11 protein-coding genes are annotated in these 10,773 nt (G+C 66.9%); 7 read left to right on the forward strand and 4 right to left on the reverse strand.

Features of this window, described 5'->3' with window-relative positions; all coding sequences use genetic code 11:
* Positions 1-53: 53 nt before the first annotated feature.
* Together RT97_RS21845 and RT97_RS21850 are read left to right on the forward strand one after the other, a co-directional pair.
* Entirely contained in the window at positions 54-1,412 is a 1,359-nt protein-coding gene (locus RT97_RS21845) for an LLM class flavin-dependent oxidoreductase (protein WP_042580920.1), read from the forward strand.
* Between the two features lie 238 nt (positions 1,413-1,650).
* On the forward strand, positions 1,651-2,085 hold the full coding sequence (locus RT97_RS21850) for a VOC family protein (protein ID WP_042580921.1): 435 nt from the start codon (positions 1,651-1,653) through the stop codon (positions 2,083-2,085).
* A 14-nt stretch (positions 2,086-2,099) separates the two neighbouring features.
* Here RT97_RS21850 and RT97_RS21855 read toward each other — a convergent pair whose 3' ends face one another.
* Entirely contained in the window at positions 2,100-3,068 is a 969-nt protein-coding gene (locus RT97_RS21855) for an SDR family NAD(P)-dependent oxidoreductase (protein ID WP_042580922.1), read from the reverse strand.
* 94 nt (positions 3,069-3,162) lie between these two features.
* Complete coding sequence (locus RT97_RS21860) at positions 3,163-4,206, reverse strand: alpha/beta fold hydrolase (protein ID WP_080898381.1); 1,044 nt, start codon at positions 4,204-4,206, stop codon at positions 3,163-3,165.
* A 383-nt stretch (positions 4,207-4,589) separates the two neighbouring features.
* Here RT97_RS21860 and RT97_RS21865 point away from each other — a divergent pair, with 383 nt between their 5' ends.
* The 4 genes from RT97_RS21865 to RT97_RS21880 all read left to right on the forward strand — a co-directional run bounded on the left by RT97_RS21865 (position 4,590) and on the right by RT97_RS21880 (position 8,382).
* Positions 4,590-6,467 carry a CocE/NonD family hydrolase gene (locus tag RT97_RS21865; protein ID WP_042580923.1) on the forward strand — a complete coding sequence of 626 codons (1,878 nt, stop codon included), beginning with the start codon at positions 4,590-4,592 and terminating at the stop codon, positions 6,465-6,467.
* A 14-nt stretch (positions 6,468-6,481) separates the two neighbouring features.
* The gene (locus tag RT97_RS21870; protein WP_052810720.1) at positions 6,482-7,477 is read left to right on the forward strand and encodes an acyltransferase family protein; all 996 of its coding nucleotides are present in this window, start codon (positions 6,482-6,484) and stop codon (positions 7,475-7,477) included.
* A gap of 127 nt (positions 7,478-7,604) precedes the next feature.
* Entirely contained in the window at positions 7,605-7,901 is a 297-nt protein-coding gene (locus tag RT97_RS21875; protein ID WP_042580924.1) for a hypothetical protein, read from the forward strand.
* Positions 7,902-7,953: 52 nt separating this feature from the next.
* Entirely contained in the window at positions 7,954-8,382 is a 429-nt protein-coding gene (locus RT97_RS21880; protein WP_042580925.1) for a hypothetical protein, read from the forward strand.
* A gap of 37 nt (positions 8,383-8,419) precedes the next feature.
* Here the strand turns inward: RT97_RS21880 and RT97_RS21885 are convergent, their stop codons facing one another.
* Positions 8,420-9,169: an SDR family NAD(P)-dependent oxidoreductase gene (locus tag RT97_RS21885; protein WP_042580926.1), complete on the reverse strand. Its 750-nt coding sequence runs from the start codon at positions 9,167-9,169 to the stop codon at positions 8,420-8,422.
* 106 nt (positions 9,170-9,275) lie between these two features.
* Here RT97_RS21885 and RT97_RS21890 point away from each other — a divergent pair, with 106 nt between their 5' ends.
* A complete protein-coding gene (locus RT97_RS21890; protein WP_042580927.1) occupies positions 9,276-10,163 on the forward strand; it encodes a LysR family transcriptional regulator in 888 nt (295 codons plus the stop codon).
* 22 nt (positions 10,164-10,185) lie between these two features.
* Here RT97_RS21890 and RT97_RS21895 read toward each other — a convergent pair.
* On the reverse strand, positions 10,186-10,773 hold a 588-nt coding region (locus RT97_RS21895; RefSeq protein WP_042580928.1), incomplete at its 5' end, for a catalase.

Genomic DNA, 10,773 nt, shown 5'->3' on the forward strand with positions numbered 1-10,773 from the left:
CGCACCGAGCACCTAAGGTCGGGCGTCCTCGACCTCGGCAGGCAACGCATCTCATGAGTCAACGCAAGCTGCGCCTCGGCGCCTTCATCATGGCCACCGGCCACCACGTGGCCGCATGGCGCCACCCGGGCTCGCAGGTCGATTCGGGCGTCAACATCGACCACTACATCGAAGTCGCCAAGACTGCGGAGCGCGGCCTGTTCGACCAGGTGTTCGTGGCCGACAGCCCCGGCGTCGCCTTCCACGGCGACGACGAGGCCTTCAGCCGGCAGGGGCGGGTGTCGTACTTCGAACCGGTGACCTTGTGGGCCGCCTTGTCGGCCGTCACCAGGCACATCGGCTTCGTGGCGACGGCGTCCACCACCTACGAAGATCCTTTCCTGCTCGCGCGCAAGTTCGCTTCGCTGGACCACCTGAGCAAAGGCCGTGCGGCCTGGAACGTGGTCACCACCAGCGCGGACAACGTCCACGGCAACTTCGGCCTGGACAAGCATCCCGACCCGGCCTCCCGCTACGAGCAGGCGCACGAATTCATCGACGTGGCCAAGGGCTTGTGGGACAGCTTCGAGGACGACGCCTTCCAGCGCGACCCCGCCTCCGGCAAATACTTCGACCCCGCCAAGCTGCACGCACTCAACCATTCGGGAAAGTACTTCAAGGTTTCCGGTCCGCTCAACCTGGAGCGCCCGCCCCAGGGCTATCCGGTGATCGTGCAGGCCGGCTCGTCCGAGCCCGGGCGCGAACTCGCGGCCGCGTCGGCCGAAGCCATCTTCACGGCGTGGACCAGCCTGGCCGAGGCGCAGGCGTTCTACCGCGACGTGAAAGGGCGGCTGGCCAGGTACGGCCGCCGCCCCGAGCAACTGCTGGTGCTGCCCGGCATCTCGCCGGTGATCGGCCGCACGCAGGAAGAGGCCGATGCCAAGTGGGCCGCGCTGCAGAAGCTCATCCACCCGTCCGTCGGGCTGAACACGCTGCACACGTTCTGGCCGGGCGAAGACCTGTCCAAGTGGGACCTGGATGCGCCGCCGCCCTACATCCCCGACGCCCCGCCGGGGCGGAACAGCCGCGCCCACGTGGTGCTGGAGCTCGCGCGGCGCGACAGGCTCACCGTGCGGCAGCTCTACGAATACCTGGCCGGTGCGCGCGGCCACTGGGTGGTGGTCGGAACGCCCGAGACCATCGCGGACAGGATGCAGGAGTGGTTCGAGGGCGGCGCGGCCGACGGCTTCAACGTCATGCCGCCGGTGCTGCCCGAATCGCTCGACGAGTTCGTCGACCTGGTGATTCCGGAGCTCCAGCGGCGCGGCCTCTTTCGCACGGCGTACGAGGGGCGCACCCTGCGCGAGAACCTGGGGCTGGAGCGGCCGGTCAACCAGTTCTCCGTCAAGGGCGAAGGGCGGAAGGTCGCTTAGCGAATCTGGCCGGTCCGACGAGTCGCTCGCCGGGACCGAAGCGGGCGTGGTCTTCGATGCCTGCTCCAGACGGATTTCCGTGGCCCAACGGGCCGGAGCGAGCGGTACCATCCGCGAAAAACAGCGGGTCGCGAAAGGCAACTTTCGACAGCTGTTTTCCTGGAGAAAGTCATTCGACCGACTCGCCCCAGGTGCCAAATCCCCGCAAGCGACACCGTCGAAAGAGGAGCCGAAGGCCATGACAGTCAAGCGAATGGACAACATCCTGATCGTTGTCGACGACCTCGAAGCGGTGAAGGCGTTCTTTCTCGAACTGGGCCTCAAGCTCGAAGGCCAGACCACCGTCGACGGGCCTGCCGTCGGGAGCCTCATCGGGCTTGGAGACGTTCGGGCCACCCTCGCGATGCTGCGCACGCCCGATGGGCAGGGAATCGAACTGGACAAATTCCACACGCCGGATGCAGTCAGGTTCGGTCCCGTGGACGCGCCTGTGAACACCTTGGGTCTTCGTCGCATCATGTTTGCCGTCGATGGCATCGATGCGGTCGTTGCGCGAATGCAGGCCCATGGCGCCGAGCTCATCGGCCAGATGCAGTACGGGGAGGCGTACCGGCTCGCCTACATTCGCGGGCCCGAAGGCATCATCGTCGGGCTTGCGGAGCAGCTCGGTTAGAGCGGGCAAGCCGCTCAGAAGGTCTCGCCGACCATCTCCTCGCTCCGGCGCCAAAGCAGCCTGGCCGTTTCGGGGTCCAGCGCGTAGGAGCGAACGCCCTCGGCGAAAGGGCCGAGGGGCCCGTCGTTCACTTCGGAAACGTGGCAGTTCTCGCAGTAACGCCCGCCCACTTCGTCTGGCGCAGCTATCAAGCCGGCCCACAGTGTTGTCGCGGCGCCTTGCGCCACGCTCTTCCACTGGAACGGCGCCTGGCCCTCGGCCACGAGCGCCGCGCTGAGTTTTTCGATGGCTGCTTCCATGACCTCCTGCCCCATGTGCCGTCCGAGGCCCGTGCGAATGGTCCCGGGATGCACGGCCGCGGCCCTGACACCACGAGCGCGATGGCGACGATCGAACTCCACCGCGAAGAGGATGTTGGCCGTCTTCGATCGTGCGTACGCGAGTTGAGGTTCGTAGGGGGTGCGTTCGAAGTTCAGGTCATCGAGGCTGAAAGGCGCGGAGCGATGAGACGCGGACGCCACCACCACGAGCCTGCCGCCGTCCGCAATGCGCGATGCCAGGCGATTCACGAGGACGAAGTGACCCAGATGGTTCGTGCCGAACTGGGTCTCGAAGCCTTCGCGCGTGCGCCCCGCTGGCGTGGCCATGACGCCTGCGTTGGCGATCACCACGTCGAAAAGCGGGCCGCTGTCTGCGATGCGGTCTGCACAGCGGCGCACGCTCTCGAGAGACGACAAGTCGAGCTCCACCAATTCGAAGCTGCCGCCATTCGCCGCATCCGAAAGAACGGCGGCGGTGACGGCCTGGGCGTTGCTCAGGTCGCGCGCTGTTCCGACCACATGCGCGCCATGCGCCGCCAGAGCGCGCGCCGTCTCGATTCCGATGCCGGACGAGGCCCCGGTCAAGAGGATTCTTCTGCCTCGAAGGTCGATGCCGTCGAGAACGTCATCGGCCGTAGAGGCCGCATTGAAAGTTCGATTCATCAAGTCATCGCTGGAAGCGATTCCGTTTCATGGAAATTGGGTTCTGGTGTTGCCGGCTGCGGCTGGATGGCGCGCAGACGCCGCCGCCGCAACCTCAACCTGCGCGACGTTCCGCGCGAACGAGCTCGAGCACGGCGTCCGAAAAATCGCGCGGCGCCTCCTGCGGCAGGTTGTGCCCCGCGCCCGGCACGATGCGGTGCGTGCGCGGCCCGGTGAACTTCGCCGCCTGGGCCGAACCGTCCGTGGGCCCATGCGCGCCATCGTCGGCGCCGTCCAGCGTCACCGCGCGCACCGGTATCGGGGGCAGCGATGCAAGCTTGCGATCGATCTCGGCATAGGCGGGATCTCCCTTGACCGCACCGAACCGATGGCGAAACGAATGGATCGACACGTCGACATGGTCGGGGTTGTCGAACGACGCCGCGGTGCGGACAAAGGTCGCGTCGTCGAACTGCCAGGTCGGAGACCACTGCTTCCAGAAGAGCCTGTCGAACTCGCGCCGGTACTTTTCGTAGCCCGCGCGCCCTCGCTCCGTCTGGAAGTAGAACTGCCACCAGAGCGGGACCTCGCTCTCGGGCTTCGCCGGAACCAGCACCGCGGACGGATCGGCGAATGCATACCCGTTGCCCGACACCAACCCCGCGCAGCGTTCCGGCCAGAGCGCGGCCACGGCACTGGCCGCCTTGCCGCCCCAGTCGTATCCGGCGAGCACTGCGCGCGGCAACCTCAACGCATCGAGCAGCGCCAGAAGATCCGCGCCGAATGCCGCGAACTCGCCCGAACGAAGCGTGCCTGCGCTCAGGAAGCGCGTGGGGCCGAAGCCGCGCAGATAAGGAACGATCACCCGGCAACCCGCGGACGCGAGGAGGGGCGCGACCTCCGCATAGGCCTCGATGTCATACGGAAACCCGTGCAGCAGCACGACGGCCGGGCCATCCGCAGGGCCCGCCTCGTAGTAGGCGATGTTCAGAACGCCGGCATTCACGTTGTTCAAACGCGCCATGCCGAGTGCGGGCGATCCGGCGCTCTTCGCAGGTGCCGCCATGCATCCCAGTGCCAGGTTCAGTCCGATGAATCCCGCACCCGTCGCGGCGCCGCGAAGAAATCCGCGGCGCTGAATGCCCATGCGATCGCTCATGCCGGCTTCCTTTCGCTGCCTTCGAGACCAGGCGCGATGGCGCGCCCGATCGCTCGGCATGCGCCGGGTGCTGTGGTCACTGGATCAGTCATCTGGGATTTTTCTGTCATTGAGTCGTACGAGAAGTCGTGGCGGTCGCAAAAATGGCATCGATCCTAGGTTTGCGGATTGCCGACCGGTAGCCACGCGCGAGGCCGCATCGTGTTGAGCAAAGGGCACCAATCGCTCCCGCGTGGTCGATGCAGAGTTGCCTGCATCGAAGAGGGGGCCTGCCTGCATTCCCCGAGCGTCGAGGTGGCCGGCATGCGAATGCCTTCGCCGACGCATGGATGTCCTAACATCGCCTCCCGCCGTTCACCCGCAAGCACCAGCGCAGAGAAACCATGAGGAAATTCATCGCCGCGGTCATCGCATTCGCAACCGCCTTCGCCACGTCGCTGGCCGCGCATGCACAGGAAGCCACGCTGGACCCCGACACGGGCCTGCCGGCATCGCAGCCCTTCGATTTTCCCGACCAGGCGGCGGTGGCACCTTTCTGGTCGAAGCGCCTTGCCGGCTACTTCACGACGGCCGACGGAATCCGGCTGCGCTACAGCGTGCTGTTGCCCAGCGCGTCGGGCCGGTTCCCCGTCGTCCTCAGCATCAACGGATACGACGCCGGCTCGATCGGCGGAACGCCGTACCTGAAATACAAGACGTCCATGTCGGTCGAGCTGGACAAGCGGCTCGTCGAAGCCGGCTACGCGGTGATGGGCGTGAACGCCGCGGGCACCGGTTGCTCCGAGGGCCCGCTCGAATACACGCGGCCGCAACTGGGCAGGCACGGCGCCGAAGCTGTCGAGTTCGCGGCGGCGCAGGCCTGGTCCGATGGAAAGGTCGGCATGGTGAACTGGTCGTACGGCGGCTCTTCGCAGCTGGCGACCGCGCAGCAGCGCCCGCCGCATCTTCGGGCGATCGTGCCCGGCATGGTGCTGACGGACTTCCGCGACGCGCTGGTGCCCGGCGGTGTGCCTGCACCGGGTTTCGTCACGCCTCTTCGGGTCTCCATGCGCGCCTACTGGGAGAAGGTGGCCGCGCAGACCGCGACGAAAGAGGGCGACGCGAGTTGCCTGGCGCAGATCCCGAAGAACCTCGCGGCCGAAGACACGAACTCCGTGATGCATCTCTTCCTGTCGCACCCATTGCGGGACGAGCACATGAAGAGCTTCGACCTGGCGCCGCTTGCCGACCGCGTCCAGGTTCCGGTGCTGTCGATGGAAGCCTTCCAGGACCAGGCCATCACGCCTCGCAGCGGCTACTACCAGTCCCGGCTCGATCCGGCCAAGCTGTGGTCGGTGCAGACGAACGGCCGGCACGACATGTACCTGGCCGCCGACTTCCAGGCGATGGCTGTGCGTTTTCTCGATCGCTTCGTCAAGGGCGAGGACAACGGATTCGAACGCGACACCCCGCGCACCACGGTGTGGATGGAGACCTCCGAGGAGGGCGGCAATGCGCTCCAGCGGCGCGTTTCTCCCAAGCCGCGCTGGGTGGTGAAGAAGGGATCGATCCGCAGCGGCGATCTGGCCGTCAAGGAATTTCATCTGGGTGCGGGTCAGGCGCTCGGCGATGCGCCCGGCACCGGCGCGGCCGACGGGTTCGACTACCCGGGCGCAGGCGTTGCCGTCAACGACATCGCCGGACGCTCCTTCTGGGGCCCATTGCCAGGCGACTGGAAGACGACGGGCGTCGCCTACACATCGCCTCCGCTGGGCGAAGACCTGATGGTCTACGGGCCGGGCAGCGCCGACCTCTGGGTCACGGCCAGCGCGGGGGATGCGGACCTGCAGGTCACCATCACCGAGCTGCGGCCCGACGGACAGGAGACCTACGTCCAGCGCGGCTGGCTGCGCTTGTCGAACCGGGCGCTGGACTCCGCGCGCTCGACGCCGCTGCGGCCGGTGCACCTGGAGCAGCCCGCGCAGTTCATGCCCCTGCTGCCGGGGCGGCCCGTCCTTGCACGCGTCGAGATCAACAAGATGGGGCACTACTTTCGCAGCGGGTCGCGGCTGCGCGTCTGGATCGACACGCCGGCTCAGACCGGCGGCCTGGTGTTCGACACCTTCACGCAGAAGCAGCGCGTCTACGTGCTGCACAACGCCAGGTACGACTCCGTGCTGCGGCTCGGCGTGCTGAAGGACGTGAAGGGGCCGGCGAGCTATCCGGCGTGCGGTGCGACGATCCTGCAGCCGTGCCGGCCGGATCCGCTGGCCAGCCGCTGAACGGGGCGCTTCCCATGCGGTACAACCCGGCGCTCGATGGTGTTCGCGCGCTGTCGATCCTCGCCATCGTGCTGTTCCACTGCGAAGTGCCCGGTGCCCGCGGCGGGTTCGTGGGGCTCGACGTGTTCTTCGTGCTCTCCGGCTACCTCATCACATCGCTGCTTGCGACGGAACATCGCAATGGCGGCATCGAGGTCGGTCGCTTCTACGCCCGTCGGGCCCTGCGGCTGTATCCGACCTTGCTGCTCATGATCGCGGCCTACGTGGTGCTGGCGCCCATCCTCTGGCCGGCTGACAACCGGTGGCTCTCGGCCGCGCTGGCCGCACTGTATGTCTACGACTACGCGCTGCCCTTCTGGGACCTGACCTACACCATCGGGCACACGTGGTCGCTGGGCGTGGAGGAAAAGTTCTACCTGTTGTGGCCCTTGCTGCTGCCGCTTGTGCTGCGATCGCGGCATCCGGTTCGCTGGCTCGTGTCGGCATTCGTCGCGGTGACCGCGTGGCGGTACTTCGTGGCCCTGAACTGGACCTGGGCGCAGGCCTATTTCTGCTTCGACACGCGAATGAGCGGCATCCTGCTCGGCGCCATCGCGGCGCTCACCCGCTTCAAGGTGTCCAGGTATGCACTCGCGATGGCGTGCGTGGCGCTCGCGGTGCTCATGACGCTGCCTTCGCTTCCGACGATCGACCAGACGGAGGCCGTCACGCTGCGCATCACCCTGGCCGAGCTGGCCGCCTTCGTGCTTGTCTGCCATGCCGCGGAAATCGGGAAGGCGTCGATCCTCGCGTCGGGGCCACTGGTCTACATCGGCAGGCTGTCGTATGGCATCTATCTCTGGCATTTCCCTTTGGTCCTGCTGCTTCGCTACACGCAGCCGCTGTGGGTCACGCTGAGCGCGACGATCGTCTTCTCGTTCGCGATGGCGGCGATCTGCCTGCATCTGGTGGACTTGCCCCTCAAGAGGTGGCGCCAGAAGGCTTGGCCAGAGGCCCGCAGCGTCGCTTGAACCCCGTGCCGGCAACGCGGCATTGATGCCGAACCGGAACCAGCGCGCGTCCTTGCGCGGACCTACCGGAGCGCAGGCGCCAAACCTACGATGAACGCACCAGGCATCCATCGCAAGGAACGGCGCAATGAACACATCTGCTGCTCACACCACTGACCGGCCCATCGTCTTTCGCGGGTTGGCCTGCGGCCTGGCGATCCTCTCGCTGCTGCCGGCCCTTGCCAGCTGCACCGACGCCGCTTCGGCTTCCGGCACTTCCGCGTCGACCTCCGCCGGGCGCCAGCCGACGCTCGACACGCAGGTGGTCGCCGCCGAGCCGGGCTGCCGCAAGGAATTTCCCGTGGAGTACCGGGGAATCAGCTGCGCAGGCCACGACTACGACCCGCCGGCGATCCCGTTCGGCGAACTCTATCCACCGCGGTGAGGCGACGAGCGTTGCCCGCCCGCTCTTCAGATTTTCAGCAAGAAGGAACCCCATGGCCCCATCTCACAACCCCGACATCGTTGCCTTCATCGACCTGCTCGCCGAGACCGGAAGCAACTACCGTATGGACGAAATGGAAGCGCTCTACACCGAGGACCTCGGCTTCCTGGTGCTGACGCCGCAAGGCGAGGTCGCCCGCTTCTCGAAGGCGGAGATGATGTCCGAGTTCAGGAGCCGGCGCGATGCGGGCGAGAAGCCGCTGTCGACGGAGAAACGGATCCTGCACATCGAGGAGCAGGGCGACGAGGCCACTGCCATCCTCTTTCGGCGGATGAGCCAGGAGGCGGACCCGGCGCTCTATGAACTGCGGCTTCGGCGCACCGGCGGCAGGTGGCTGGTCGCCGGGGAAACCGTGCTGCCATGGCCCGACCTGGCCCACGCGAAGGGATTTCTCCCTCCGCGCACGGCGGCTCAGGCCTGAAAGGGCGGGGCCACCGGTTCAGGCCCGACGCAGCCGATCACGTCAGCGCCATGCCGCCGTCGATCTTGAGGTTGACGCCCGTGACGAACACGCTGTCGTCGCTCGCGAGGAACAGCGCCGCCTGCGCGAGTTCGTCGGGCTGGCCCATCCGGCCCAGGGGGATCGCCGCGGCCATGCTCTTGTCGAACGCCGGCCGCGCCGCTTCCGAGATGCCCAGCTTCGCAAGGATGGGCGTGTCGACCGGTCCTGGGCTCAGCACATTGACCCGGATGCGCCGGGCCTTCAGTTCGAGTGCCCAGTTGCGCGCGAAAGCCTCGATGGCGGCCTTGCTGCCCGCGTAGACCGCATGGTTCTCCATCACCTTGCCGCTGGCGATCGAGCTCGTGAGGATGACCGAGCCGCCATCGCGCATGAACGCAAGCGCCTTGGTCACGCCGAAGAACACCGCGCGCGTGTTGGTGGCGAACTGCACGTCGTAGTTGTCCACGGTCACGGCGGCGGACGGCTCGAGGATGGCCGTTCCCGCATTCGCCACATAGATGTCGATGGCGCCGAACCGCGCCTTCACTGCGGCGAGCAGCCGGTCGTGCATCGCGAGATCGGCCACGTCGCCGACGAAGCCCATCGCATCCGGGCCGATGCTGGCCAACGCGGCATCGACCGCGTCCTGGCGCCGTCCCACGATGACGACATTCGCGCCTTGCGCCGCGAAGGCCTGTGCGCAGGCCAGGCCGATGCCGCTGTTGCCGCCGGTGACCACGGCCACCTTGCCGGAGAGTTTCTTCATGATTTTTTCCTTGAGGAAGAGAAAGAGGGAAGACTTCCAATTTAGGTTTTCCACGCGCGGTCAAGTAGTGGGAAGAAACGGAAACACTTGTGCCCAGGAGTCTTCAATGAATGTTCTAGATCACGCACCCGGATTGGTTGCCTTCGCGAGTTCCGTGGAGGCCGGCTCGTTCAGTGCGGCCGCACGGACGCTGGGCACGTCGCCGTCGGCGGTCTCCAAGGGTGTCGCGCGGCTGGAGCAGCGCTTTGGCGTCCGGCTGTTCCAGCGTTCGACACGGGTCCTCTCGCTCACGCAGGAAGGCGCCGCGTACTACGAACGCATCGCGCCGCTGCTGCGCGCGCTCGACGATGCGAGCGACGTGATGCAGCCCGCCGGCATCGCGCAGGGCATGCTGCGCATCACTGCGCCCGGCGACCTCGGGCGCATTCTTCTGGAGCCGCTGGTCGGCAGCTTCCTGCCCGGGCATCCCGGCCTGAAGCTGGAGATGAGCCTTGCCGACCGGCACGTCGACCTGATCCGCGAGGGCTACGACATCGCGATCCGCGCGGGGCAGGTCGCCGACTCCGACCTCACCGCGCGGCGCCTGGCCGACCTGCCGCTCGTGCTGGTGGCATCGCCCGGGTACCTGGCACGTCGCGGCACGCCCGATTCGATCGATGCCCTGCGCGCCCATGCGCACGTGCGCTACATGCTGGGCGGCAAGGCGTTTCCGATCCGCTTCGCCGATGGCAGCGTGCTGAGTCCGGCCGGCGTGTTCGACACGGACAACAGCGTGGCGCTGCGCATCGCGGCGCTCGGCGATCTGGGCGTCATCCAGATCCTGCGGTTGTTCGTGCAGGACGACATCGATGCGGGGCGCCTGGTGCCGGTGCTGCCGCTGCAGCCGCTGCCGCTCGTCACCATCTCGGCCCTGCATGCCTTCGGACGACAGGCGCCGGCACGTGCGCGGCTTGTCATCGAGTTCCTTGCGGCGGAACTCGAACGGCTGTCCTGATGCTGCGAGCGGAAAGGGCTCCTCAAAGACCCAGCGCCTTCTCCACCCCCGCGCCGTAGGCTGCATCGGCCTTGGTGCAGTTGTCGATGTGCCGGCGCTTGATGAACTCCGGCGCATCGCCCATCGCGCGCGCCGTGTTCTCGAACAACGCCTGCTGCTGCTCGGGCTTCATCAGGCGGAACAGGTCGCCCGGCTGCTTGTAGTAGTCGGCATCGTCCTCGCGGAAGTTCCAGAAGTCCGCGTCGCCGCGCAGCTTCAGGGGCGGCTCGCGGTAGTCGGGCTGCTCCTGCCACTGGCCGAAGCTGTTGGGCTCGTAGTGCAGCGTGCCGCCGTAGTTGCCGTCCACGCGCATCGTGCCGTCGCGGTGGTTGCTGTGCACCGGGCAGCGCGCCGCGTTCACCGGGATCTGGTGGTGGTTCACGCCCAGGCGGTAGCGCTGCGCGTCCGAGTACGCAAAGAGGCGCGCCTGCAGCATCTTGTCGGGCGACACGCCGATGCCAGGCACCAGGTTGTTCGGTGCGAAGGCGCTCTGCTCCACGTCGGCGAAAAAGTTCTCCGGGTTTCGGTTCAGCTCCATCACGCCCACCTCGATCAGCGGGTAGTCCTTCTT

The sequence above is a fragment of the Variovorax paradoxus genome (assembly GCF_000834655.1).
Lineage (GTDB): Bacteria > Pseudomonadota > Gammaproteobacteria > Burkholderiales > Burkholderiaceae_C > Variovorax > Variovorax paradoxus_F.